This window comes from Arthrobacter sp. Soil_C_60 (assembly GCF_057656375.1).
This window is the reverse complement of the sequence record NZ_JBDGKM010000005.1, coordinates 54392-80324: the sequence shown is the minus strand read 5'-3', so window position 1 is coordinate 80324 and position 25933 is coordinate 54392. Positions and strand designations below refer to the sequence as shown.

Here is a 25933-nt window from a genome sequence, read left to right as displayed (position 1 = left end):
GCTGGTGAGCTTATCCCCGGGCCTAGACGTCCCGGGACTTGGTGGTCACCGCGGCAGCGGCGAGCAGCACCGCGGTCCACGCTGCCATCACCAGACCGCCCTGCAGCTGGGTCAAGTCGCCGTCGGCAATTTCCAGCGCCAGCAACTGGCGGCCGGCGTTGGAGGGGAGGTACGGAACCACGCCGTCCTGGATCCAGTCGAACTGGAGGATGCTCGCCACTATCGGCAACACCAGCAGCAGGGCCACCAGCGTGACGATCCCGCCGGCGCTGTTGCGCAGCAGCGACCCCAGGGCCAGGCCCATCAGGGCCACCAGCGCCAGGTAGACACCGGAGAGCAGCAGCGACTGCACGAAGTTCTCCACGTCCAGCCCGTAGTCCAGTCCATAGCTGGCCAGGATGGGCTGGCTGAGGAAGTACGTGGCGAAGCTGGAGACAATACCGACGACGGCGGCTACCGCGGCAACGACGACGGCCTTGGCCACCAGCGGGGACAGGCGCCCCGGTACGGCGGTCATGGTGGAGCGGATCATGCCGGTGGAGTATTCGGAGGCGATCAGCAGCACGCCCAGGGCGCCGATGATTAGCTGACCGAAATCGATGCCGCCGGTGGCCATCATGTAGAGCATGGATTCGTCCATGCCCATGGCGGCCGGGTCCTGCCCGCTTTCGCGGATGGACTCCATGCCGGAGCCCATGCCCCAGGCGCCGAGCAGGCCGATGCCGATCATCACCACGACCGTGGTGGCCAGCAGGATCCAGGTGGAGCGCAGCGTGGTGAACTTGATCCACTCCGAGTGCAGAGACCGGACGAAACTCACGCCGCTGCCGGTGGCGTGGGCCGGCTTGTTCATGGTTGCAGTGCTCATGGCCTTACTTTCCTTCCCTGCTGGTGCCCGCGGGGGCCAGTTCGGCCGGCGGTGCCGGCTGTCCCGGCAGTGCCGTCTGTCCTGGAAGTGCTTGCTGAGGGGTTTGGGTGTCGATGTTCTGCGAGTGGTATTCCACTTCGTCCTTGGTCAGGTCCATGTAGACCTCTTCCAGCGAGGCCTGCAGCGGGGTGAGTTCGTAAACCAGCACCTGCTGTTCCAACGCGGCCCGGGCGATGTCGCGGGGGTCAACGCCGGTGATCTCCAGCAGCGCCGTGTCGCGGGTGTCCACACTGACGCCGGGAGCTGCGAGCGCGCGGATCAGGGCCTCCGGGTTGTCCGTACGGACGCGCGAACGCACCTGGTTCTGGCTGTTCAGGAAGTCCTGCATGCTGGCATCGGCAATGATCTTGCCGCGGCCGATGACCAGCAGGTGGTCCGCGGTCTGCGCCATTTCGCTCATCAAGTGCGAGGAGAGGAACACGGTGCGGCCTTCGGCGGCGAGCGAGCGGACCAGGTTGCGGACCCAGAGCACGCCTTCGGGGTCGAGTCCGTTGACGGGCTCGTCCAAAATGATGGTCTGCGGATCACCCAGCAGCGCGGCGGCTATCCCCAGCCGCTGGCCCATGCCGAGCGAGAAGCCGCCCACGCGCTTCTTTGCGACGGCGCCGAGGCCGGTCAGGTCGATGACCTCCTGCACCCGCTTCGTCGGGATCCCGTGTGTGGCGGCCATGGCACGCAGGTGGTTGTAGGCACTGCGGGAGCTGTGGACCGCCTTGGCGTCCAGGAGCGCGCCGACTTCGCGCAGCGGCGCCTTGTGCGCGGCATAGTGCCTGCCGTTCACCTTGACGTCGCCGTTGGTGGGCCGGTCCAGCCCCATGATCATGCGCATGGTGGTGGACTTGCCCGCGCCGTTCGGGCCGAGGAAGCCGGTGACTTTGCCCGGCTGCACGGTGAAGGAGATGCCCTGCACGGCGGGTTTCTTGCCGTACACCTTGACCAGGCCGTGTGCCTCGATCATGTCTGCCGTCCTTAAAGTTCGGGGTTGCGGGCGGAGAAGATTCCCGCACCAACTACGCTACGGGCCGGGGACGTCAGCGTAACCGCACTGCAGGATGATCTTGGCGGCCGTCGGCGTAGTCCTTGAGGACTACAGGGCGGTCCGCGGGAGGCCGGCCAACGGGCAGGACAGTACCCGCCCTACCGCCGGACGGGCTCTTGTTCGCGGGCGGCGGGGGCGGTCAGCAGTGAGGCGACCATGAGCACGGCCACCGCGAGCAGGGCGTTGCGGATGCCCACATGCTCGCCCAGGAAGCCGAGGAACGGCGGTCCGGCTAGGAACGCCACATAGCCCAGGGTGGAGACCACCGAAACGCGTTCTGCGGCGAAGGCCCGGTCATCGGCCGCGGCGGACATGCCCATCGGGAAGCCCAGCGCGGCGCCCGCGCCCCAGAGGACCGCGCCGAAAACGGCAAGCGGCACGTCGGGGGCGAGGACGAACACCAGCAGGCCCACCAGCGCCGTGCTCATGCTCACCCGCAGCACCAGGACGCGGCCCCAGCGGTCGATGAACCGGCCTCCGACCAGCCGCAGCAGCGTCATCGAGGCTACGAAGATGCCGAACAGCACGGCGCCGATGGCCTCCGATGCGCCCAGCCCCACCACCGTGGCCTGGGCGATCCAGTCATTGGCGGCGCCCTCGGTCAGTGCCGCACCGAGCACCAGCACACCGATCAGCACGGTGCGCTGTTCGCGCCAGGCGGCGAACTTGCCGCGGCGGGGTGCGCCGTCGTCGTCGTTAGGTTGTTCCGGCGCATGCGGCAGGAAGTATCTGGGCACGGTGAGGACGGCGACGGCCACCAGCACGGCCATGAACAGCAGATGCACCGCGAGCTGGATCTGGAGGACGGACAGCGCCGCGCCGATCATCGCGCCGATGAAGGCCCCCAGACTGAAGGCGGCATGGAACTGCGGCATGATGGTGCGCAGCAGTCGGCGCTCGACGTCGGCGCCCTCGATGTTCTGCGCCACATCCCACCAGGCGACGCCGACCCCGTAGACAAACAAGGCCGCCGCGGCCCCCGGGACGGAGCCCGCGAAGAGCGCCATGGCCAGCCCGACGGCGGCGAGCGCCGCCACAGTGCCGCCCGCGCGCACGGTGTTAGCCGTGCCGATGCGCGCCGAAATCGGACCGGCCAGGGGCAGCGAGATCACCGAGCCCAGCCCGAGTGCCAGCAGCAGGGCGCCGATCTGCCCCGCGGAAATCTCCAGTGCGGAAGCAGCTGCGGGAATCCGGGCCGCCCAGCTGGCAAAGACCAGTCCGTTCAGCCCAAAGATGATGAAGGTGGCGTACTTGGCGCCGGTGACGGAACCGGGCTGCCTCATCGCTGGCGGACCACGCGCTCTTCGTCCCAGACCGGTGCGTCGCTCTCGTAAACCTTGCCGTCGGACCCGAAGACCAGGAAGCGGTCGAAACTGCGGGCAAACCAGCGGTCGTGGGTGACCGCGAGGACCGTACCCTCGAACGCATCGATGGCGCGCTCGAGTGCCTCGGCCGAATGCAGGTCCAGGTTGTCGGTGGGCTCGTCGAGCAGCAGCAGGGTGGCGCCGGAGAGTTCCAGCAGCAGGATCTGCAGCCGGGCCTGCTGGCCGCCGGAGAGCGAGTCATACTTTTGCTCCGCCTGCTGCGCCAGCCCGTAACGATCCAGCACTGCGGCCGCCGCCTCCCGGCCCAGGCCGGAGCGGTGTTCGTCGCCGCGGTGCAGGATGTCCACCAGGGTGCGGCCGAGCAGGTCGGGGCGGACGTGGGTCTGCGCGAAGAAACCCGGGCGGATCCGCGCGCCGAGCTTAACCGTGCCGGTGTGCGGAACCTCGGCGATCTCGACCTCGGAGACCGGGAGGTGCTCCTTCTCCGGGTCGGTGCCGCCGCTGGCCAGCAGCCGCAGGAAGTGCGACTTGCCTGAGCCGTTGGAGCCGAGCACGCCCACGCGGTCGCCGAACCAGATCTCGGTGCTGAACGGCTTCATCAGGCCGGTCAGCTCCAGCTTGCTGGCGACGATAGCGCGCTTGGCCGTGCGGCCGCCCTTGAGCCGCATGTGCACGTTCTGCTCGATCGGCACGGCCTCCGGCGGGCCGGCCTCAAGGAACTTCGCCAGCCGGGTCTGTGCCGCATGGTAGCGGTTGGCCATGTCGGAGCGGAAGGCCGCCTTGTTCTTGTACATGTTGACGAGTTCCTTGAGCTTCACGTGCTCCTCGTCCCAGCGCTTGCGCAGCTCCTCGAAGCGGGCATTGCGGTCCGCGCGCGCCTGCAGGTAGCTTTCGAAACCGCCGCCGTGCACCCAGGCGGTGGCGCCGAGCGCACCCGGTTCCAGCGTGACGATCCGGTTGGCGGCGTTGGCCAGCAGCTCCCGGTCGTGGCTGACGAAGAGCACGGACTTTTTGGAGTCGTTCAGTTTCCCTTCCAGCCAGCGCTTGCCCGGGACGTCCAGATAGTTGTCCGGCTCGTCGAGCAGCAGGAGCTCGTCCGGGCCGGAGAACAGGGCTTCGAGGACCAGGCGCTTCTGCTCGCCGCCGGAGAGGGTCGACGCCGCGCGGTGCTGGGCGCGGTCAAAGGGAATCCCGAGCGCGGCCATGGTGACTTCGTCCCAGACGGTTTCCAGCTCGTAACCGCCGGCGTCGCCCCAGTCCGCGATCGCCTGGGCGTAGCGCATCTGGGTGGGCTCGTCGTCGTGCTCCATCATGGCCAGTTCGGCCGAATCCACCGCCTTGGCGGCGGCCGCGAGGGCAGGGGGCGCGGCGCTCACCAGCAGGTCCCGCACCGTGGTGTCGTCCCGGACCTGGCCGACGAACTGGCGCATGATGCCCATGTTGCCGGAGCGGGAGACGGCGCCCTCGTCCGGGGTCAGGTCGCCGGCGATGATGCGCAGCAGGGTGGTCTTGCCGGTGCCGTTCGGCCCGATGAGAGCGGTTTTGGCGCCGTCGCCGACCTTGAAGCCGACGCCGTTGAGCAGCTGGCGTCCGTCGGAGAGGAAGAAATCAATATTGGTCACGTCAAGATGGGCCACCGTTACAGTGTGTCACTTCCGGCGGGTGAGGTAGACATTGCCCGGTTTCGGCCGAAGAGACCCGCGGCCCGCGGCGAAACCGGCCCCGGACAGACGAAATGGCTCAAAGTCAGGCCTCCCCAAGAGCCAACTCACTTCGAGCCATTTCGTATCTGCAGCCGCGAATATCCGGTGCTATGCACCACAGCCGGGTCTCCCCAGCCGCCCCCAACGGACTAAGCTGCTGCCGGATCCGGTCCGGTTTCCCGTTCCGTTTCCAACAAAATCAATTCTGCTCGGCCATAGAGCGTTTGACCAGCGTTAACCACCCCAGTTAGGAAAAGCTAGGGTGGCTGTGGTCCGGCACGGTCCTGTGGTCTGCAGGAAGCGCGGTGGCCGGAAGCGCCGCGGCTGCCGGTAGCAGCAGGTATGCCCGTACCCTGCGCGGCAGTTTATCGTTACATTTAAGACAGCCGCTTCGCTCCAGCCCAGCGAGCGCCACCCATCCCAGGAGGAGCCATGGAACCGATCGCCATCGAAGGAGACAAAGCCACCCTGGAGCTCACGGGGGACGGGATCCTGAACCTGCGGTGGACGGAAGGGGTGCGGATCGAAGCCGAGGACGCCCACGCCGCGATGCGGGAGGTCAACAACCTCTCCGGCACCGATGAGCATCCGATGCTGGTCGACATGGCGACCACGCAGTCCGTGAGCCGCGGTGCCCGCGCGGTCTTCTCGATTCCCTGCGCCGCGAACCGGATAGCGCTGCTGGGCAAATCCGCCGTGGACCGGGTCATCGCGAACTTTTTCCTCGGCGTGCACACCCCGCCGTGCCCCACGCGGTTCTTCAATTCGCGGTCCGAAGCCATGGCGTGGCTCAAGCAGGGGCAGGACGCGAATCACGACGGCGCCGCAGCCGGCTGAATCCGCTGCCCCACCGGCTGAACGTGTGCCCCATCCGCGCTTAATCGCGGGCGTCGACGACGCCGGCGAGTGCCTTGCGCGAAGAGATGCCCAGCTTGGAGAAGGACCGGGACAGATGCCACTCCACAGCCTTGATGGTGATGAACAGTTCCGCGGCGATCTGCCGGTTGGTCATGCCCTTGGCCGCCAGCGAGCAGACGCGGTTCTCCGCGGCCGTCAGCCGGTCCGCCTTGTTCTCCGCGATCAGCGGCAGCCGCGCATCATGCGCGGCCAGCAGCTCGGTCATGCGCCGCGCCACAGAGGCCGCGCCGATGCGGTTGCCCAGCACCAATGCCTTGCGGCCTGCCGCCAAAGCCTCCTGCCGGTGCGCTGACAGCGTGTCCGCATCCTCTCCACCGAGGCAGATCTCGGCCAGATCCGCCAAGGCGAGGGCCTGGTCGTAGCGCCCCTCGTTCGCTTCCAGCAGGCCGATGGACTCGCGGAGCATCAGCACCGCGGTTTCCGGTGGCTGCGCGAGCGCCGCCACCCGCAGCGTCATGCCGGTCAGCCGGGGTGCGCCGAAGGCACGGACCTTGTCCAACGCCTCCTCGGCCACCGCCGCGGCGTACTCCTTCTGGCCCAGACGCACCGCGCTTTCCACCGCACTCCGGGTCCAGGCACTCAAGGTCGGGCCAAGCCCCACGGCCAGATCCATCGCGGCCGTAAAGTGCTCCAGCGCGGACTTGTGGTCGCCGTGCGCGGCCAGCACGGTCCCGTGCAGCTGCAGCGCCATCGCCTGGACCAGCGGAACCCGTTTTTCCTCCAGCGGGACCTTGGCCAGCAGGGCATCCGCCGCCTCCAGATCATCGCGCGCGACGTAAACACTGGCGAGCACAAACGCGGCCACCTCGATGTAGGTGCGCCAGCCGGCATCAGCCGCGCGCATACTGGCCTCCAGGTCCACCTGCGCCAACCGCAGCCGGCCGCGGTTCAGGTGGATGGCGCCGCGGCAGTAGGCCAGGGTGGCGTGTGCCATCAGCGAGGACTTGGCCCGCGCTTCGGCAATGGCCGCGTCCAGCAACTCCAGGGCTTCCGCGTCCCGTTCGGCACCGTTGAGGGCGCCGGTCAAGAAGTTGATGATGCTGGACTCGGCCCCGTTTTCTTCCAGAATGAGGCCGCCGGCGTAGCCCCGGACCGCCAGCTTCCCACTGAGCGCGGCGTCCGTGCCGCTGATGGTCAGGCGCAGCGCCTCTTGCGCCAGCAGCAACCGGTCCCCCGGACCGTCCTCGGACGGGTCCTGGTTGAGGATTCCGGCGAGCTCAGTCGAATATTGCGAGGCGATCTGCAGTTGCTGGAAGCCAGCACCCGACGCCAGCGCAATCACCCGCCGTCGTAAATCGCCATGGTCGCCCGGGTCGTTTTCCAATTCCTTCAGCGCCTTGCCGAAGCAGTCCGAGGCTCGTTCCACCTCGTTCATGTCGTAGAGCACTTCCGCGTGGCCGACCAGCAGCTCCACCCGTCGGACCGTTCCTTCGGTCAGTTCCAACGCGTCCTCGGCGAGCCGCGCTGCGGTTTGCGAATCGCCTGCGCCCTGATGCGCGTACGTGGCCTCGATCAGCAGCTCCTGCCGCAGGCGGTCCGGGAGGGTGGACTCCTGCAGGGCCCGGTCGGTCAGCTGGGCGGCGAGAGCGTAGGCGCCCTGGCGTCTTGCCTGCGCCCCAGCGGCCAGCAGGATCCGGGCGCCGTCCTCGTCACCGTCCGGCAACGTCTCCAGCAGATAGTTGGCAATCAGGGCAGGCTGTGCGCCTTCGGCCATCAGGACGCCGGCCGCACTGCGGTGCAGGGATGAAACCTCTTCCTCGCCCAGATCCGCCAGCAAGGCCTCCGCCACGAGTGCATGCTGGATGGCAGGCCGCGGCTTCACCGAGGCCAGAAACCGTTCTTCCTCCAGCCTGGCCAGCGACTCATTCAACTCCGCCGTCCGCAGGTCCAGCATGGCCTTCAGCCGCGCCGCGCTGGCGTCCATTCCAAGAACAACGACGGCGCCAAGCACCTTCCGGTCAAGCGCCCCGAGCCGGTGCAACCGGCCGCGCAGCACAGCTGCCTCATTGGGCGAGGCTTCGGCAGGCCTGGCCAGCGGCTGGTCCCGCTCCAGCAGTTCGTGGATGAAGAACGGCACTCCGCCGCTTGCGGCCTGGACGCGGGCCGCGTTGACCTGGACGTTACTTTCCTGCCGCTCCAGAATCCAGCTCTCGATGGCCTTCTGGCTCAGCGGCTCCAGCTGCCAGTGCAGAGGGACACTGGAGGGAACGTAAGGATCGCGGTCCGAAATCCGGTCCCCTTCCAGCAGCGCGCTTGTGTCGATGCCTTCGGGATGTTCGGCGCCGGGTCCGGTGCGGACGCCGCGCAGCAGGAGCACGGGAACGTCGATCAGCAGGCTGCCGATATCCAGAAGGGCGCCCAGGGAGAGCTCGTCGAGCCACTGGGCATCATCAACCACGGCGATCACGGGCTGGTCCTGGCTCCGCGAGCGCAGCACCCACGAGGCCGAATAGCTCAGGGCGTCGCTCTGGGCCGGAACGCCGGTGGTGGTCAGGAATGTGTGCAGCAGCGCGCCCTGGCCGTCAAAGGGCGGCGCGTCCGCGGGCAGCCGCTGGGCCAGCGGAGCGAACCACTGCCACAGCATGGCGCCGGGCAGCTGCCGCCGGGCGTCGCCGCGGGCCCGCAGGATCTTCCAATCACGGGCCTGGGCATCGCGGCAGATTTCGTCCAGCAGCGAGGTCTTGCCGATACCCGCAGGGCCGCTGACCGTCAGCTCCGTGTTGCGTCCGGACGCGACGGTGTCCGCGAGGGTCCGCCACTGAGCGAGTTCGCGGTCCCGACCGAATAACCGTGTCTGCCCCATCTTTCGATCCTACGGCCGCACCAGAACATTTACGACGGGGCGACCGAAAGTGACATTCCGGGCGCGGGATTAACCCGCCGCCGGCTCCGCAACGCACTTGTTGCGCAGCTCGCCGATTCCCTCGATCCGGGTCACCAATTCGGCGCCCACCGGAATCCACTCACGGGGCTTGCGGGCCAGGCCGACGCCCGCCGGAGTGCCGGTGGCGATGATGTCGCCCGGTTCCAAGGTCATGAACTCGCTGATGTAGGAGACCAGCTTGGCGCAGGAGAAGATCAGGTCCGACGTCGTGCCGGACTGCTTGACGACGCCGTCCAGCTCGCATTCCACGGCCAGGCCGTCCTCGGGGTCGATTTCGTCCGCTGTAACGACGACGGGGCCCACCGGCGTCATCCGGTCCCAGTTCTTGCCCTGGAACCACTCGGACGTCCGGCCCTGCCAGTCGCGCACGGAGACATCGTTCATCACCGTGTAGCCAAGAATGGCGTCCTTGGCTGCGGCCTCGTCCACCTTGCGGATGGTCTTGCCGATCACGATGGTCAGCTCGGCCTCCCAGTCGATCTTGCGGCTGGCTTCGGGCATTTGCACGTCATCGGTGGGGCCCACCAGGGCGTTGTGCATCTTGGTGAAGATCGTAGGTTGCTTCGGCACGTCCTGCCCGACTTCTTCGGCGTGGGCGTAATAGTTCAGTCCGGCGCAAAGGATCTTGCCGGGGCGCAGGATGGGCGTGTCCAGGTCGGCGGCGGCCGGTTCCTGCCCTGCTTCGCCGGCAAGGGTGCGCCAGTCCTCGCGCAGCAGGAGCTCGCCGACATCCTTTGCCGGAAGGAAGGTGGTTACGCCGTTCTCCTGCCGGAACGCCTGCGTTGTCCCGTTCCGCCGTACTGTACCCAGTCGCATCCAAACCTCCTGCGGGCAGCTGCACACCGCCGTCGTCCATTTGTTTTTGCGGTGATGCCCGCTCCTCCGCACAATATATCGCTTTCGCAATATCGCTTTCGCACGGAAGCCCTGCAGCGAAGCGGCCGGGCCCGAACGATAACGGGTCGACACAATTTTGCGCCCGCAGGGGTCCAAAACGGGCCGGGAGGGTTCATAATAGTCCAACTCGGTGACAGGAGGGCCGTTATGTTATTCCTTTCGACCTCAGAAGCCCTGCTCTGGCCGCAGTTGAGGAAACTCGAACCGGGACAACGTATGCGTCTTCGCCGTGGCGTCCTGATCGGGCGGACCAAGGACGGCAGGGCCTACCTCGACGGGGCCTTCCGAATGCTGGTTACCGGTCCGTCTGCCGAACCCTGCGGTCCCTGGTGCCGGCTCGGCGCGGTGGCCGAAGCCGGCACCCAGGAAGATGATGCGCAGGACGCGAGGGCGTCCTAGGTCGTGGCTCTGAGAACGGCTGATGGCGGTTCATAAATGCGAAATCTAGTCGAGGGAAGATGATCATTCCGGCTAGAGTTGTGCCCACTGCCTCAGCGACGAGGCGGGAATTCAATCAAGGAAATCAACGACGCATGAACTTTGAATCGCACTCCGTGACGCTCAAGATCTGGGACCGCTCGACCACGAACGAATCGCTAGATGCCGCAGTCGCCGACGTTGCCCTGAGGGCAAACGTCTCGAAGGATCTGGTCAGAGTTACACGGAGCGGGCCCAAAGTCTTCACGATCGGTGTCGCCAGCGACCTGTCATAGGACGCCTTAACCGACTGAGGCTCTTGTCGGACCAAATGCCTCAAAATATTGGCCGAACTTCCGGCATTTATTGAACTCGGGAGGGCCTCGAAGAGGCAAGGCGCGACATTCCTGGGCGCGCTCGGCTGACCCCGCGAGCATCAGGCCGGGCGGATGATGCGGCGCTTGGTGGCTTCGGCGATGGCGGCCGTGCGGTTGTCCACGCCGAGCTTGGCGTAAATGTGCACCAGGTGGGTCTTGACGGTGGCCTCGGAGATGAAGAGCTTGCGGGCGATTTCCTTGTTTGGCATGCCGGTTGCCAGCAGTTCCACCAGCTGGACCTCGCGGGCGCTGAGCGCCGGTTCGGGGTTGCGGATCCGGCCCATCAGGCGGGCCGCAACTTCCGGGGCCAGCGCAGTTCGGCCGGCCGCGGCGGCCAAGACGGCTTCGCGGATCTGCTCCGGCGGGGCGTCCTTGAGCATGTAGCCGGCGGCTCCGGCCTCCACGGCGGCGAGGATGTCCGCGTCCGTGTCATAGGTGGTCAGGATGAGCACCGGCGGCGCGGCGTTGCCGGCGTCGCCGTTGGCCTTGATCCGCGCCGTCGCGGTTACCCCGTCCATCCCGGCGCCCATCTGCAGGTCCATCAGCACCACATCCGCGGGCTCGCCGAGGGCTGCCAGACGGTCCAGCTCCTTCAGCGCGGCAGCCCCGTCCGCGGCTTCGGCCGCCACGGTCATGCCTTCGAAGTCGGAGAGCATGGCGCGCAGCCCAGTGCGCACCACGGGATGGTCATCGACCAGCAGAATCCTGATCCCGCTCACTCCCGCTCCTCCCCCGCACCGGTGCGCAACGGCAGCCGGATGGCCACCACGGTTCCCTCACCCGGCGCGGATTCCAGGTCCAGCCGGCCGTTCAGCGCGGCAACCCGTTCCCGAAGCGCCAGCAGGCCGAAGCCACCGCCGTCACTGTCCCTCTCCCCGCGCCCCGCCGCCGCCGGGAGACCAAGGTTAGCGCCGCCGTCGTACTTTGAAGGATCAAAGCCCACGCCGTCGTCGTAAATATCCAGTGTCACGTCCTCGTCCAGAAAACCCAGGGTCACGACGGCGGTGCGCGCCTTCGCGTGCGCCAGGACGTTCGCCAGGCTCGCCTGCGCAGCCCGGAGCAGCGTGACCTCGTACGGCGCGGGCAGCCGGACGCTGTTGCCGTCGAGGTTGAAACGGCAGCGCAGCTGGTCCCCGCGCCCCGCGGCCTGCCGCTCGGTGGCCGCACACAGCCGGGCCAGGCTGTCGGCCAGGGCGCTGGCGCCGTCCTCCCGCGGCTCGAGTTGCGGGGAGGACAGACCGCGGATGAAGCTGCGCGCCTCGGCCAGGTTCTCCGAGGCCGTGGACTGGGCCAGGCGGATGCGCTCGGCCGCCGTCGCGGTGTCGCCGGCATCCAGCGCCGTGGCCGCGCCGCGGGAGACCAGCACGATGCTGGACAGGCCTTTGGCGAGGGTGTCGTGGATTTCCCGGGCGAGCCGGCCGCGTTCGGCAAGTACCCCGGCGTCGTGCTGGGATTGGGCCAGTTCGGCCCGGGTCCGGCGCAGCTCGGCGAGCGCGCGCCGCTGGTTCTCGCCGTCGAGATACAGCGCCCGGTAGGCCATCGCCATGAACACGGCGAACACCGCCCCTACCATCGGGCCGATCAGCATCGCCGGCTCCAGCCGGCCGTTGTGCCACCACTGGGACAGAATCACGACGCCGGTCAGCATGGCGACGGCGAACACGGCGTGGGCGGTTTTGAGCACATGCAGGTGGAGGAAGAACAGCGGGAAGGCCAGCCAGACGAAGTTGCCGCTGACCGCCGCGAGCGCCACCCAGAGCACCGTCACCACCGCCAGCCAGGCCGCCCCGTAGCGGCGAGGATCCGGGCCTGTTCCGGTGGTGGTGTGCCGCTTCTCGACGATCGTGCCGGCGAGGTAGACACCGGCCAGCAGGATCCCGAGCAGCAAGGCCAGCCAGCTCCGCGGCGCATGCGGGGCGTTGACCAGTGTCAGAACGACGGCGAAGGCGAGCAGGCCGGCGAAGCCAGTGTGCAGTCCGATCCGCAGCACGCGCAGCACCAAGGCGCCCGCCGACGGCTGGACGGGCCCGGATTCCGGCCGCGTCCGGCCGGGCCGTCCCGCTTCGGCGAAGCCAGGCTCGGGCTCGGGCTCGGGCCAGGCCTCGGTCTCGGCGGGGTCGGTCGGGACAGACATGCTCCCAGCGTAGCCACCACTCACGCAGCGGGCATCAACCATTCGGTTGACTGGGGAATCAACCTTCTGTCCGCCGCGGATCAACCGCTTCCGCGATGTGTCCGCGCGGCTTTCGGGAAAGGCTGGATACAGCGGCCGAACGGCGGCCAAGCACTCCACCGAAAGAAGGAAACATCGTGTTTTTGGCACTGCGGGACATCCGGTTCGCGAAGGGCCGATTCGCCCTGATGGGAACCGTGGTGGCCCTGATTACCCTGCTGCTGGTCATGCTCTCCGGCCTCACGGCAGGCCTGGGCAACCAGTCCATTTCCGCCATCGCCGGGCTGGCTCCGGCGGTCAACACCGTGGCATTCGTCGCGCCCGTGCGCAACGAGGCGAAGGCTTCCTACACAGAGTCGCAGATCTCGCGCGACCAGCTGGACGCGTGGCAGCAGGCGGACGGAGTGAAGCATGCCGAGGCCTTCGGCATCGCCCAGACCCGTTTCTCCGCGGGCGGCACCACCAACGTGGCCGTCTTCGGCGTCGAGCCCGGCGGCCGGCTGGCCCCCGCCCCCGTGCCGGACGGGACGGTGGTCCTCAGCCGGACCATTGCGGACGACTTGGGCGTTGCCGCCGGTGATCCGGTGGAAGTTGGCGGCCGGCAACTGCTGGTCTCCGCCGTCGTCGACGACCAGTGGTACTCCCACACGCCGGTGGTCTGGACCTCGCTAGCGCAGTGGCAGCAGGTCGCCCATATTAACGACGGCGGGGCCGCCGAGGGCCCGATCGCCACCGCCGTTGCGGTGGAGTTGGCGGACGGGGATCCTGCAGGACCCGCCGCTACGGCGGCCAATGGAGCCGCCGGCACTGTGACCACTTCCGTGACCGGTTCATTCCAGGCACTGGGTTCGTACAAGAGCGAGAACGGCTCGCTGCTGATGATGCAGGCCTTCCTCTACGGGATCTCGGCGCTGGTGATTGTCGCCTTCCTGACCGTCTGGACCATCCAGCGCACGCGCGATATTGCGGTGCTCAAGGCGATGGGCGGCTCGGACGGCTACCTGCTGCGCGACGCGCTGACCCAGGCCGCGATCGTCCTGGTCGCCGGGGCCGCCGCCGGTGGTGGCGTGGGCATTGTGGGCGGCTACTTCGCCGCCCAGGCCGCCCCGTTCCTGCTCACCGCGGCCAGCACCGTGCTGCCGATCGCGGGCATCGTGCTCCTGGGCATGGCCGGCGCCGTCGTCGCGGTCCGCCGCGTGACGAAGGTAGATCCGCTAACCGCCCTCGGTGGCAACTAAGCCGGGCGACCTCCCGATACCTCCACCCTCTAACTAAGGACAACACCCATGACTGCAGTACTGAACCTCGTCAACACCACCCTCGAGTACCCGGACGGCGACACCACGGTCACCGCCCTGGACAGCGTCAACCTGTCCGCCCGGGCCGGCACCATCACCTCGCTGGTCGGCCCGTCGGGCTCCGGCAAGTCCTCCTTGCTCGCCGTCGCCGCCACGCTGATCCGGCCGACGTCGGGACTCGTCCTCCTCGACGGCGTGGACGCGACGGCCCTTTCCGCGCGGGAAACGGCCACCCAGAGGCGTGAAACCATCGGCATCATCTTCCAGCAGGCCAACCTGTTCGCCTCGCTGACCGCCGTCGAGCAGCTGCAGATCGCCGAGCACCTGCGCGGCGGATCGCCGAAGAAGTCGAAGGCCCGGGCCCTGGAACTGCTGGATGTGGTGGGCCTCACCGATTCCGCACGGCGCCGCCCGCACCAGCTCTCCGGCGGGCAGCGCCAGCGGGTCAACATCGCCCGCGCGCTGATGGGTGAGCCGAAGCTGCTGCTGGTGGACGAACCGACGGCGGCGCTGGACCACGAACGCTCCGAGGCCATTGTCCGGCTGCTGGTCCGCGTGACCCGGGAGTTCAAGGTGGCCACCGTAATGGTCACCCACGACACCGAGTACATCCCGCTGACCGACGCCGTCGCCACCATGCGCGACGGCAGACTGACGGCGCTGGAACAAGTCGCCGTTTAGCACCTGACGCTCTACTGTCGAGGTGAGTCAGTCCGTTCCGATGTGCCGATCCGGGAGAACAGTGAGGCCCATGCGCACCGTCATCCATTCCGCCCGCCGCATCGCCGATGGGGAGATCGTTGTGGGTTCCTGGGTGCTCCTTGAGGACGGCCGAATTACCGACGCCGGCACCGGCAGCTGGTCCGGAACCGTTGCCGGTCGGGAGGTTGCAGGGATCCGGGAGGTCGACGCCGCCGGTGCCTATCTAGTGCCGGGGTTCGTGGATATACATTGCCATGGCGGCGGCGGTGGTTCGTTTGACGACGGCGACACCTCCCGCGGCCCGCTCACTCATCTGGCGTACGGGACCACCAGTCTCCTCGGCTCGCTGGTTACCAATCCGCTCGAAACCCTGGAAGCCGCGCTGCGCCGGCTCGTTTCAGACGCTCCGGCCAATGCGACGGTGAAGGGCTTCCACCTCGAGGGTCCTTTCCTGGCGGCCAGCCACTGCGGCGCCCACAATCCAAGCTTCCTCGCGGCGCCTACGGTTGAAGCCGTGGACCGGCTCGTCGACGCCGGCGGCGGCCTTTTGCGCCAGGTGACCATCGCCCCGGAACTGGACCCCGGCTTTGCCGCCATCCGCCGACTGGCCGACCATAAGGTGGCGGTCGCCGTCGGACATACGGACGCGGACTATGACACTGCCCGCGCTGCTTTCGACGCCGGCGCCAGCATCCTCACCCATGCCTTCAACGCCATGAACGGCCTGCACCACCGCGCGCCCGGTCCGGTCGCCGCGGCATTCGACTCACCCCACGTCACGCTGGAAGTGATCGCCGACGGGCACCACATCCATGACGCGCTGCTCCGGTTGGCGTTTCAAGCCGCCCCGGGCCGAGTTGCCCTCATTACCGACGCCATGGCGGCGGCAGGCTGCGGGGACGGCAGCTACCACCTTGGTTCGCTCCCGGTTGAAGTGAACGACGGCGTTGCCCGGCTGCCCCGTGGAGGGCCCATAGCCGGCAGCACGCTCACCATGGATGCAGCGCTGCGGCGTGCCGTTGCGGCCGGAATCCCGCTGCCGGAGGCCGTGGCCGCAGCCACCTCGGTGCCCGCCCGGGCCGCCGGGCTGGACCTCGGTGGTGTAGGTACTATCGCCGTCGGTTCACAGGCAGACTTGATACTCTTGGACCAGGACCTTCGGCCGCACCGGATCTGGCGGGCGGGAGAAGAGATGCCAGGAACAAAGGGGCGCGATCAGCAGGACTAACCATCCGGCTCTGATGGGCCAGCCGGGCAAACCAATCCGGATCCCGGTCTCTACAGCAGGAAGCTACGGCCCCAGTGTGGGCATCGGCAGCCCGAAGTCTTCCTTCAACGCCAGCCGGGCGGCGTGGTAGCCGGCCATTCCGTGCACACCGGGACCTGGCGGCGTTGCGGCCGAGCACAGATACACCCCGTCCAGCGGCGTCTGCCACGGTTTGGTGCTCAGCACGGGCCGGGCCAGCAGCTGCGCGACGTCCACCGCGCCGGTGCCGAAGTCCCCGCCGACATAGTTCGGGTTGTACTGCTCATATTCCGCGGCGGACATACTGTGCGAGGCAACAACGGCGTCGGAAAAGCCCGGCGCGGCCGCCTCCAGCTGCGCGGTGATCACGTCCGTCATATCGCGGGTCGAACCCTGCGGCACGTGGCAGTAAGTCCACAGGATATGCCGTCCCGCCGGCGCCCGCGTGGCATCGAAGACGCTTGGCTGGGAGACCAGGACAAAGGGCTTCTCAGAGTGCCGCCCGCGGGCAATGCCCCTCTCCGATGCCGCGACCTGCTCCCGGGTTCCGCCCAGATGGACGGTTCCGGCCCTGGCCAGCTCGGCGTTGGCCCACGGAACGGGTTCGGACAGAATGAAGTCCACCTTGCCGGCGCCGGGGCCGTACCGGTAGGAGATCAAGGACTTGGCATAGCCGCGCGGCAGCCGTCCGCCGGCGAGCCGGACCAGCTCCTGCGGCGAGGTGTCCAGCAGCACGGTCCGGGCATCGGTCAGTTCGGCCAGGGAATTCACCTTGTGCCCGGTGACCAGCTTGCCGCCGTGGTTCTTCAGGTCGCGGACCAGTTCGTCGATGATGGCCTGCGAACCGCCCACCGGCAGCGGGTACCCCACCGCGTGCGCCAGCGACCCGAGCATCAGTCCAGCTCCGGCAGCCACCGGCCGCTGCAGGCCGCCCGGCGTATGGGCCATCACACCGGATAACAATGCCGGAGCAAAATATTCCTTAAAGCGCATATTCCAGGCTGGGCTCCCCTGCTCCAGCGAACGCAGTCCGTACCGCAGCGCCGAAACCGGATGGCGCGGCAATCGCAGCAGCTGGTTCATGGTCAGGTCCAGCACGTCGCGGGAATGCGTGACCAGGGGCTCCATCAGCGACCGGAAGGCCGCCCCGTCCGCACCCAGCGAAGCAGCGGTGCGGTCCAGGTCCCGGTAGGCAAAGGCGGCTTTCGCGCCGTCGATAACGTGCGAATAGGAGATGTCCGGGGTAATGAGCTCGATCCGCTCGGCCAGCCCGAAGTCCCGGAAGAACGGAGCCGCCACCGCCATTGGGTGGACCGCGGAGCAAACATCATGCCAGTGCCCGGGCTCCATCAGCTCCGTCGTGCGGGCACCGCCGCCGGGTGTTTCACCGCCCTCGTAGACGGTGACCTTCAGCCCGGCCCGGGCGAAGATGACCGCCGCTGCCAGGCCGTTCGGCCCGGATCCCACCACGGCCGCATCGGGAAGTGACATGTACGTTCCGCCTTCCTGCCGGACTACCGGCTGCCGATCCGTGAACGCCATCTGTGAACAGCGTAGCTGTCCAGCACCAGCACATCGCCGGAACGGTCGAAGGGGCCGCCCTGCGGATCGTCGGTCTCCAGCCGGCGGACCGGATCGTGCTCGGGGTGCAGGATGGAGCGGACAACCTTGTAGGCGATGTATGCCGTCGCTGCTATATGCGCGAGCACGGCCAGCACGTAATAGGCGCCGTCGATATTGTGCTCGGGCGCGCCGCCGCTGGTGAATTGCCCCAGATACATCCAGACGGCCCACCAGTGCAGCAGTTCGACGAACTGCCAGATGAGAAAGTCCCGCCAGCGAGGATAGGCGAGCGCCGCCAGCGGAATCAGCCACACCACGAACTGCGGTGAGTACACCTTGTTGGTCAGCACCAGGGCCGCCACGATCAGGAACACGATGGACGCCAGTCGCGGCCGCCGCGGGGCGGACAGCACCAGCAGCGCAATCCCGATACAGGCCAGCAGGAACAGCACCAGCGACGCCCTGTTGATGAACTCCGGCCCCAGCTGCGGCAGCCCTTGCCCCTGCACCGTGGTGTTGTAGGCGTACCAGATCGAGGAATAGCCGGCCTCTCGGTCGCGGCTGAACCCCAGGAAGAAGGCCCAGCCGGCAAAGTCGGCCACGATGAAGGGCAGGTTAACGGCCAGCCAGGTTCCCGCCCCGGCAGCAGTAGTGACCACCAGCGGGCGGTACTTTCCGGTCCGGATGGCCAGCAGCAGCACGGCGCCCAGGATCAGCAGCGGATAGATCTTCATGGCGGTGCCCAGCCCGATGAACACCCCGGCCAGCACCAGCCGTCCGCGCGCGAAGGACAGCATGGCCAGCGCCGCCAGCATGGCCGCCCAGAGATCCCAGTTAATGGTCCCGGCCACCACGATCCCGGGCGCCAGCGCCACCATCGCGGCATCCCAGGGCCGGCGGTGGCTCATTCTCGCCGTCGCAATCACGGTGATGATCCAGACCACGGCCACCAGCGTCGCATTCACGTCGAAGTAGGCCAGCGAGCGTTCCGCCGACACCCCGGAGCCGGGAACCAACAGCGCCGTGAATCCGGCCAGCAGTCCCATCAGCACCGGGTACTCGAAAACACCGCCCGGCGTGAGGAACGGGAACATGCCCTCCGCGAGGCCACGGGTTTCGAACAGGACGGGCCAGTCCGAGTAGCAGCCCATGTAGAAGTAGTCCGGCAGCACCCAGCCGGCCACGCGGCAGGGCGTCTTGACCAGCACGGAGAGCAACGCCGCCAGCGTGGTGAGCACAATCAGCACGCGTTCCACGGTAAAGAAGCCCGGCTCCACAATCCCGGGAGCGGTCCGGTGTCCCAGCGGTCCGCCGATCAGTTCGGTGAACCGGCGCAGCAGCGGATCGTTGCGGCTGGGCACCACAATGCGCAGCGGCAATCTGCGGCGCGATGGGCGGAACCGGGACATGGCACCAACAGTACTGGCCGGTCCTGGTTAACAAAACGTCGGCTATCCATAACCTTCCCTTAACCTTAGGCACCCCGTCCGGCCACCCGGGCTCCCTACGGTGGCTTCAATGAGCACCACCGATCCCCAAGAAGTTCTGGTTGTGATCCCTGCCCGCGGCGGCTCAAAAGGGATTCCGTTCAAGAACCTGAAGCCAGTTTCCGGCCGTTCCCTCGTGGCCCGCGCCGTGGAAGCCGCCCGCAACACACCCCTGGTCACCGACGTCGTCGTCAGCACGGATTCCGCCGACATCCGGTTCGAGGCAGAGCGTTTCGGCGCCCGCGTTGTTGAACGCCCGGCCGAGCTCTCCGGCGACACGGCCACCAGCGAATCCGCCGTCCTGCACGCCCTGGACGCTCTCGACCAGGAGTTCGGCACCCGGCCGGTCGTCACCGTGCTGCTGCAGTGCACCTCCCCCTTCATCGATCCCGCGGACCTCAACGAAGCGGTCCGCAAGGTTCTCGACGGCGAGGCGGACGTGGCGTTTTCGGTCGCCGAGAACCATAACTTCCTCTGGACCAAGAACGACGACGGCGCCGTCACCGCCGTGGGCCACAGCGCGGACTTCCGGCCCCGCCGCCAGGACCGCGAACCGCAGTACCGCGAGACCGGCGCGTTCTACGCCATGCTCACCGAGGGCCTCACCGAACGCCGGCACCGCTTCTTCGGCCGGCTGGACCTGCAGGTTGTGCCCGAAGATCACGCCATCGAGATCGACTCGCTCGAAGATCTGGCGCTGGTCCAGGCAATGGCTGCGCCCGCCGAAACCACCGCCGTCGACGTCGACGCCCTGGTGATGGATTTCGACGGCGTCCACACCGACGACCACGCCTTCGTCAACTCCGAAGGCGAAGAGTTCGTCCGCGTCAGCCGCGGCGACGGCATGGGCATTGCCCGCCTGCGCAGGGCCGGAGTGCCCCAACTGATCCTCTCCACCGAGACAAACCAGGTGGTGACCGCCCGGGCCAACAAGCTCGGCGTCGACGTCGTCCAGGACGTCAAAGACAAGGCCGAAGCAGTGTCCGAATGGATGGCTGTGCGCGGACTTGATCCGGAACGCGTTGCCTTTGTCGGCAACGACGTCAACGACCTGCCCGCCATGGGCAAGGTCGGTTGGCCCGTGGCCGTGGCGGATGCCCGGTCTGAGGTCAAGGCGGCAGCGCGCATCGTGCTGTCGCACAACGGGGGTGAAGGGGCGGTCCGCGAAATCTGCGAACTCGTCCTCGCCGCCCACACGGCCGCCGCGACCGGCAGCCGGAACGCAATTGCAGAAATGACAGAAAGAGCCTCCTGATGACTACCGAAGCAACCCAGAACTACCTTCCCACCGGCGCTCCGGCACCCGTCGCTATCGGTGACGTTCAGGTCGGCGCAGGCCAGCCCGTCTACGTAATCGGCGAAATCGGCATCAACCACAACGGCGACATCGAGATCGCCAAGCAGCTGATCGACGTCGCTGCCGCCGCGGGCGCCAACGCCGTGAAGTTCCAGAAGCGCACCCCGGAAATCTCCACCCCGGCCGACATGCGCGACAAGATGCGTTCCACCCCGTGGGGCGAAATGACCTACTTGGACTACCGCTACCGCGTCGAGTTCGACATGCCGATCTACCAGAAGCTGATCCAGCACGCCGCCGACAAGGGCCTGCACTGCTTCGCTTCGCCGTGGGATGTTCCCTCCGTGGCCTTCATGGAAGAGGCCGGCGCGCTGACCCACAAGGTTGCCTCCGCTTCGGTCACCGACATCGAACTGCTCACCGCCCTGCGCGAAACCGGCAAGCCGATCATCCTCTCCACCGGCATGTCCACCATCGAGCAGATCGACAAGGCCGTGGAAACCCTGGGGACCGATAACCTGATCCTGATGCACGCCACTTCCACCTACCCGCTGCCCCCTGAGGAGGCCAACCTGCGCATGATCACCACGTTGCAGGAGCGCTACCAGGTGCCGGTGGGCTACTCGGGCCACGAGCGCGGCCTGCAGATCTCCCTGGCCGCTGTCGCTCTCGGCGCGGTCACCGTGGAGCGCCACATCACCCTGGACCGCACCATGTGGGGCTCGGACCAGGCGTCCTCGCTGGAGCCGAAGGGTCTCGAAGCCCTGGTCCGCGACATCCGCATCCTCGAAGATGCCATGGGCGACGGCGTCAAGCAGGTCTTCCCGGGCGAGCTGGCCCCGCTGTCCCGCCTGCGCCGAGTGGATGCATAAGTACCTATGAACAAGCCATTACTGAGTGTCATCGTTCCTGCGAAAGATCAGGCCCCTTTCATCCGCGATTCGATGACCAGCCTGATGCGCCAGTTCGATGACCCCTCGGTAATGGAGATCATCGTCATCGATGATGGTTCCACCGACGGGACCGGGGAGCTGGCAGCAGCCTTCACCAGCCAGCTCCCCGGCCTGAAGATCCTCCGGAACGAGACCGCCCACGGCGTGGCCACCGCCCGGAACCACGGTCTGGACGAGGCAACCGGCCGCTACATCACCTTCCTGGATCCGGATGACTGGTACGCACCGGGCCACCTGCCCAGGATCACCACGGAGATCCAACAGCTGGGCGTGGACTTCCTCCGCGTGGACCACATCCGCCACACCAACGGGATCCGCACCATCCACAAGGCCCCGCAGGCCCGCCGCGGGGTCCGGCTGAACCCGCGCGACGACATTGCCCCGTACAACCTCTCCACGATGGTGGACTACCCCTTCCCGCCCTTCGGGATTTTCGACGGCGGACTCAAGGACGCGGGCATGCTCCACTTCCTCGACGGCCGGCAAACCGCCGAAGACCGGCCCTGGGTCTGGCGGCTGCATCTGAAGGCCGAGTCCTATGCCGTGAGCACCCAGCTGGGCGCCTTCTACCGCCGCGGCGTGTCCAGTTCGCTGACCCAGGTCTTCGACCGCCGCCAACTGGACTTCCTGCCGTGCTTCCAGGAGGTCTTCCGCCTGGTCGCCGAAGACCCGGAGCCGGAGCGCTTCTGGCCCAAGGCGGCCCGCCAGTTCCTGGCCATCGCCTGCCACCAGCTCAAACGCGCCGAACAGATGGACAAGCACTATCTGGGCGAGCTGAACACCGGCATCCGGGCTACGCTGGACACCCTGCCGGAACATGTGTCCGAGGAGAGCCTGGCGCTGCTCGACCACAAGCGCCGCCAGCTGATCAAACCTGCACTTCGGAGCGCCGCATGAAAGAGCTTTTTGTTGTCTCAACGCTGTACCAGTGCATCTCGCTGGCAGCGGCCATCGATAGCGGCCGCATCCCGGAGCGCGGCGCCGAACGTATCCTCGTCCTGACCAACAGTGCCCTGATACCGGAAGTTTCCGTGCCGTTCCACGAATCCGCCGGCTTTACCGAAGCGGCCTCCCGCTTCGACCGGACGGTGGATCTGAGCGAGCTGCTCTGGCCCCGCCGGCCCGGCCAGTTCAACCCGCGCGGCGAGGAACTCGATATCTGGGAGCGCCTGCTCCGCGGGAAGTGGGGGCTCGGCGACGGCCCGCTGCACCTCTATGTGGAGTCCATCCAGGTCAATCCCGCCGTCGCGCTTTGCCGTATTTTTGCCAGCGCCACGATCTCCGTCCACTCCGACGGCCTGATGAGCTACGGTCCCACCCGGAACCGGCTGCCGCGGGACCTGGCCCAACGACTGGACTCGCTGCTGTACGTGGATCTGGTGCCCGGCCTGGTCCCCCAGTTGCTGCGCGAGCACAACCCGCAACTGGTTCCGATCGACGCCGCCGCCCTGCGCCGCGGCATGGAAGAACTCGCCGCCGCCCTGCCCGAGGAAACCGAAGGGCCGGCCGCACTGGCAGGAACCCCGGAAGCCAGCACGCACGACGGCGAACCCGCTGCCGGCGGCACGGCGCTGATCCTGGGCCAGTACCTCTCCGAGCTCGGCATCCTCTCCACCGAAGAGGAAATCGAGCTGCACCGGGACATGCTGCAGAAGGCAACCGACCGCGGCATCCGGCACTGCATTTTCAAACCCCACCCGAGCGCAGGCCCCGGCGCGGTGACCTCCATCCAGGCCGCCGCCGTCGAGCTGGGCCTGGACCTGAAGGTCATGACCTCCACCAGCCCGGCGGAAGTGGTCATGCAACGGCTGCGGCCCGAGCTCGTGGTCAGCTGCTTCTCCACCGCCCTGATGACGGCCAAATACCTGTTCAAGATCGACGCCGCGGCTGTGGGAACCGACATCCTGCTGGAGCGGCTCACCCCGTACCAGAACAGCAACCGCATCCCCGTGACGATCATCGACGCGCTCCTCGAGCGGGGCTATACCGCCCCGGCCGAAGAGGCGCCGAACGAGCACGCAACGGGCCAGAGCACCTCGCCCAGCGCCGTTGAGGCCGAGACTAATACGACGGCCACGGTTCCCGCCGCGCCGCTGCAGCAACTGGTGGAAGCCGTGTCCTACTGCATGCAGGCCGAGACCCTGGAGGTGGCCCGCGACAGCGCCGTGGCCTTCCTGCACCAGGCCCAGCACACGTCCGACATGCGCTACTTCAAGCGCCGCCGGCTCACCAAGCTGGCCCTGCCCGGTGCCCTGCCGGGGCGCCAGGTCCTGCTGCCGCTGGGCCGGGTCCGCCGCGTGGGACGGCGGGCCGCCAAGCGCGTCCTGACCGTACTGGGCAAATGACGCAGGCAATGCTTCCCTCGCAACAAGTGGCCCGGCCGCGCTTTGGCCGGGCAGCGGTCTGGGCGGAGTCCCCGCTGCAGCTGCTCAGCGCCGTCGAAGCCCACGGCGCCGGGCTGCTGGGCCGCGAAACGACCATCCATCCGCGCGGCGACGCCATCGGCATGAACGCCACCCTGGCTTCCCTGATGGAACAGGTTCCCGGCGGAGTACACTTCGCCGCGCCGACCTCGACCATCCCGCCGCTGCGGGAGCCGGGGCTGGACCGCTGGGTGATCGGCGACGCCTACTCGGGCAAGGTCCAGGCCGAACTGCTGCGCGGCGCCGGCGGCAAAGAGGTTGTCATTCTCGACGATGGACTGGCCACCTTGAAACTGCTGGGTACCTTGGTCCGGGACCGGCCGAGTCCGTTGATCCGGCCGCGCGCCGCCGCCCGTGCCTCGCGGAAGGCGCTTGGCCTGGCGAGCTGGTGGGCGCTGCGCCGGCTCACCGGACAGGGCAGGCTCCTCGTCTTTACCGCGCTGCCGGTTCCCACAGCGCTGGAAGCAAAGTTCCGGGCTTTGGGCGGCCACTTGGAGCGGCACAAGTTTGAGTGGCTCGGCACCCAGCCGGTCACCGAGACCATCTACGAACCCACGGTGGTGGTCGGTTCGGCAATGCCGGCAGACGGGCTGATCCGGGCCGAGCCCTACGTGGACTGGGTCCGGTCCCTGACCGAAGACGGCCCCGTGGGTTACTTCCCGCACCGCCGGGAAACTCCCGAGGTGCTGGACGCCCTCGCGCACCACCCGCTGATCACCGTGAACGAGCACACCATCCCGGTGGAAATGCGCCTGCGTGGACTGCGCTCCAACCAGACCGTGCGCGCCCTGCCATCCACGGTGCTCGCGTCGCTGCGGCTCATTTTGGCTCCTAACGCTGTTCCGCTCAAGGGCCAACCAGTGCCGGGCGACTGGTGGATGCCGGGCACCACGCAGGAACTGCGCCGGCACCTGAGCAGCTCCCTCGACGACGGTCTGGGTGCGGCATGAGCGGCATCCAGCCAGCCGGCACCAACGGCGTCCAGCCGGGCGGCATGTCCTACGCCGCGGCCGGCGCCGTGCCCGGGCAGCCACCTCGGGTCCGACACAAAATCGTCGCCGTGGCGGACAGCGATTCCTACCTGAAATTCGCCTGCGCCACGCTCGATGCCCTCGGCCCGGAATGGGACCGGGAGGTCCTGCTGGTCCGCTCGCCCATCGCCCCAACGCGGGAGCAGACCACCGCGGCCGTGGCCGGCACCTTCTGCGCCGGAATTACGACGCCGGTGATTCCCGCCTCAGGCTTGCGCACCGCCTTGGCGGATGCCGACGTCGTACTTGCTGCTGCCACCGGCCCCGTGGCCGAGGAGGTCTACCTGCACGCCAGCCGGCTCACCCCGCGCCCGGCCCTGGTGTCGGGTCTGCCCGGCGTGGCCTTCCCCGCCACCGAGAAGGCGCTGGCGTTCCGCTCGCTGGGCGACGCGTTCATCACGCACAGCCATGCCGAGTGCCGCGCGTTCAGTGACCTGGCCGATCAGCTGGGCCTCGAACAGCGCGTCCTGGTCTCCCGGCTCCCCTTCCTGAAATCGCCCGCGCGGCCGGAACCGGTGGAGGTACCGCTGACCCAGGTGGTCTTTGCCCCGCAGGCAAAAGTCCCCGTGCTGAAGGACGAGCGCGTCGCCATCCTGCAGGCGCTGGCGGCACTGTCGCGCCGCAGCGGCTACCGCGTCCGGGTGAAGCTGCGAGCTTGGGCCGGCGAACCGCAGACGCATCTGGAGCAGTACCCGTTCGATACATTGTGGGGCGAGCTGGTCGCCTCCCGTGCCGTGGCAGGCCACGAACTGGAATTCTGCACCGGGTCCATGGCCGAGCAACTGGTTCCCGGCACTGCCATGGTCACGGTCAGTTCCACCGCCGCCCTGGAAGCGATCGACGCCGGCCTGCCGGTGTTGATCCTGTCCGATTTCGGCGTCAATGAAGACATGCTGAACCGGGTGTTCGTGGGTTCGGGACTGCTGGGTACACTGGCCGATCTGAAAGGCGGGCACTTCTTCCATCCGGAGGCCAACTGGCTGCGGGACAATTACTTCCACCGCCAGACCGTTCCGCTGGCGGATCTACTGGCGACCTACGCGGGCCGGGCTCGCGCGGGGAAACTGACCATAGACGCGGACCGGCTCGCCGCCGCCAAAAAACGCCGCTGGCGGCTGCGGATCCGCACCGCGCTCCCGATGCCGGCGCTCAAGCTGATCCGCAAACTGCGCAACGTCCAGGCGGAACAGACTGCGGGAAACTCGGCCCGGACCTCGGGCCAACAACCCGCCTGACCCGCGGCTGCGGACTCGGGGTGGCTGGAGGGGTACT

The 25933-nt window shown here is 67.7% G+C and carries 22 protein-coding genes; 12 read left to right on the top strand and 10 right to left on the bottom strand.

The window, feature by feature from the left end; genetic code table 11:
- Positions 1–22 precede the first annotated feature (22 nt).
- The 4 genes from AC3A4M_RS12475 to AC3A4M_RS12460 all read right to left on the bottom strand — a co-directional run bounded on the left by AC3A4M_RS12475 (position 23) and on the right by AC3A4M_RS12460 (position 4929).
- Complete coding sequence (locus AC3A4M_RS12475; protein ID WP_498729874.1) at positions 23–868, bottom strand: ABC transporter permease; 846 nt, start codon at positions 866–868, stop codon at positions 23–25.
- A 4-nt stretch (positions 869–872) separates the two neighbouring features.
- The gene (locus AC3A4M_RS12470) at positions 873–1886 is read right to left on the bottom strand and encodes an ABC transporter ATP-binding protein (RefSeq protein ID WP_498729875.1); all 1014 of its coding nucleotides are present in this window, start codon (positions 1884–1886) and stop codon (positions 873–875) included.
- A 179-nt stretch (positions 1887–2065) separates the two neighbouring features.
- Positions 2066–3250 carry an MFS transporter gene (locus AC3A4M_RS12465; RefSeq protein WP_498736041.1) on the bottom strand — a complete coding sequence of 395 codons (1185 nt, stop codon included), beginning with the start codon at positions 3248–3250 and terminating at the stop codon, positions 2066–2068.
- On the bottom strand, positions 3247–4929 hold the full coding sequence (locus AC3A4M_RS12460) for an ABC-F family ATP-binding cassette domain-containing protein (RefSeq protein ID WP_498736040.1): 1683 nt from the start codon (positions 4927–4929) through the stop codon (positions 3247–3249). Before AC3A4M_RS12460 ends, AC3A4M_RS12465 begins: the two co-directional genes overlap by 4 nt.
- Positions 4930–5427: 498 nt before the next feature.
- On the opposite strand from AC3A4M_RS12460, the gene AC3A4M_RS12455 reads away from it, so the two are divergent.
- On the top strand, positions 5428–5832 hold the full coding sequence (locus AC3A4M_RS12455) for a DUF7793 family protein (RefSeq protein WP_498736039.1): 405 nt from the start codon (positions 5428–5430) through the stop codon (positions 5830–5832).
- A gap of 40 nt (positions 5833–5872) precedes the next feature.
- Here AC3A4M_RS12455 and AC3A4M_RS12450 read toward each other — a convergent pair whose 3' ends face one another.
- Complete coding sequence (locus AC3A4M_RS12450) at positions 5873–8716, bottom strand: helix-turn-helix transcriptional regulator (protein WP_498736038.1); 2844 nt, start codon at positions 8714–8716, stop codon at positions 5873–5875.
- A 69-nt stretch (positions 8717–8785) separates the two neighbouring features.
- Positions 8786–9613: a fumarylacetoacetate hydrolase family protein gene (locus AC3A4M_RS12445; RefSeq protein ID WP_498736037.1), complete on the bottom strand. Its 828-nt coding sequence runs from the start codon at positions 9611–9613 to the stop codon at positions 8786–8788.
- Between the two features lie 228 nt (positions 9614–9841).
- On the opposite strand from AC3A4M_RS12445, the gene AC3A4M_RS12440 reads away from it, so the two are divergent.
- Positions 9842–10093, top strand: coding sequence for a hypothetical protein (locus AC3A4M_RS12440; RefSeq protein ID WP_498736036.1), 252 nt, complete (start codon positions 9842–9844; stop codon positions 10091–10093).
- A 134-nt stretch (positions 10094–10227) separates the two neighbouring features.
- Positions 10228–10407, top strand: a complete 180-nt coding sequence (locus tag AC3A4M_RS12435) for a hypothetical protein (RefSeq protein WP_169995410.1) — start codon at positions 10228–10230, stop codon at positions 10405–10407.
- Positions 10408–10547: 140 nt separating this feature from the next.
- Here the strand turns inward: AC3A4M_RS12435 and AC3A4M_RS12430 are convergent, their stop codons facing one another.
- Both AC3A4M_RS12430 and AC3A4M_RS12425 read right to left on the bottom strand, forming a co-directional pair.
- A complete protein-coding gene (locus AC3A4M_RS12430; RefSeq protein WP_498736035.1) occupies positions 10548–11207 on the bottom strand; it encodes a response regulator in 660 nt (219 codons plus the stop codon).
- Positions 11204–12622: a sensor histidine kinase gene (locus tag AC3A4M_RS12425; RefSeq protein WP_498736034.1), complete on the bottom strand. Its 1419-nt coding sequence runs from the start codon at positions 12620–12622 to the stop codon at positions 11204–11206. The genes AC3A4M_RS12430 and AC3A4M_RS12425 overlap by 4 nt, the downstream gene beginning before the upstream one ends.
- 176 nt (positions 12623–12798) lie before the next feature.
- Here AC3A4M_RS12425 and AC3A4M_RS12420 point away from each other — a divergent pair, with 176 nt between their 5' ends.
- The 3 genes from AC3A4M_RS12420 to nagA all read left to right on the top strand — a co-directional run bounded on the left by AC3A4M_RS12420 (position 12799) and on the right by nagA (position 15889).
- A complete protein-coding gene (locus tag AC3A4M_RS12420) occupies positions 12799–13899 on the top strand; it encodes an ABC transporter permease (RefSeq protein WP_498736033.1) in 1101 nt (366 codons plus the stop codon).
- A 48-nt stretch (positions 13900–13947) separates the two neighbouring features.
- Entirely contained in the window at positions 13948–14640 is a 693-nt protein-coding gene (locus AC3A4M_RS12415; RefSeq protein ID WP_498736031.1) for an ABC transporter ATP-binding protein, read from the top strand.
- A 70-nt stretch (positions 14641–14710) separates the two neighbouring features.
- Positions 14711–15889 carry an N-acetylglucosamine-6-phosphate deacetylase gene (nagA, locus tag AC3A4M_RS12410; protein WP_498736030.1) on the top strand — a complete coding sequence of 393 codons (1179 nt, stop codon included), beginning with the start codon at positions 14711–14713 and terminating at the stop codon, positions 15887–15889.
- A 63-nt stretch (positions 15890–15952) separates the two neighbouring features.
- Here the strand turns inward: nagA and AC3A4M_RS12405 are convergent, their stop codons facing one another.
- Positions 15953–17449: a phytoene desaturase family protein gene (locus AC3A4M_RS12405; protein ID WP_498736029.1), complete on the bottom strand. Its 1497-nt coding sequence runs from the start codon at positions 17447–17449 to the stop codon at positions 15953–15955.
- On the bottom strand, positions 17422–18879 hold the full coding sequence (locus AC3A4M_RS12400; protein ID WP_498736027.1) for a glycosyltransferase family 87 protein: 1458 nt from the start codon (positions 18877–18879) through the stop codon (positions 17422–17424). The genes AC3A4M_RS12405 and AC3A4M_RS12400 overlap by 28 nt, the downstream gene beginning before the upstream one ends.
- 109 nt (positions 18880–18988) lie before the next feature.
- On the opposite strand from AC3A4M_RS12400, the gene AC3A4M_RS12395 reads away from it, so the two are divergent.
- The 6 genes from AC3A4M_RS12395 to AC3A4M_RS12370 are packed head-to-tail and all read left to right on the top strand — an operon-like array spanning position 18989 to position 25896.
- On the top strand, positions 18989–20212 hold the full coding sequence (locus tag AC3A4M_RS12395) for a cytidylyltransferase domain-containing protein (protein ID WP_498736026.1): 1224 nt from the start codon (positions 18989–18991) through the stop codon (positions 20210–20212).
- Positions 20212–21126 (top strand): N-acetylneuraminate synthase family protein, encoded by a 915-nt coding sequence (locus AC3A4M_RS12390; protein WP_498729896.1) that lies wholly within the window; start codon positions 20212–20214, stop codon positions 21124–21126. Before AC3A4M_RS12395 ends, AC3A4M_RS12390 begins: the two co-directional genes overlap by 1 nt.
- A 6-nt stretch (positions 21127–21132) precedes the next feature.
- Positions 21133–22104 carry a glycosyltransferase family 2 protein gene (locus AC3A4M_RS12385; RefSeq protein ID WP_498736024.1) on the top strand — a complete coding sequence of 324 codons (972 nt, stop codon included), beginning with the start codon at positions 21133–21135 and terminating at the stop codon, positions 22102–22104.
- Positions 22101–23552 carry a polysialyltransferase family glycosyltransferase gene (locus AC3A4M_RS12380; RefSeq protein ID WP_498736023.1) on the top strand — a complete coding sequence of 484 codons (1452 nt, stop codon included), beginning with the start codon at positions 22101–22103 and terminating at the stop codon, positions 23550–23552. The genes AC3A4M_RS12385 and AC3A4M_RS12380 overlap by 4 nt, the downstream gene beginning before the upstream one ends.
- Complete coding sequence (locus AC3A4M_RS12375; protein ID WP_498736022.1) at positions 23549–24580, top strand: hypothetical protein; 1032 nt, start codon at positions 23549–23551, stop codon at positions 24578–24580. The genes AC3A4M_RS12380 and AC3A4M_RS12375 overlap by 4 nt, the downstream gene beginning before the upstream one ends.
- Entirely contained in the window at positions 24577–25896 is a 1320-nt protein-coding gene (locus AC3A4M_RS12370) for a DUF6716 putative glycosyltransferase (protein ID WP_498736021.1), read from the top strand. The genes AC3A4M_RS12375 and AC3A4M_RS12370 overlap by 4 nt, the downstream gene beginning before the upstream one ends.
- Positions 25897–25933: the final 37 nt, after the last annotated feature.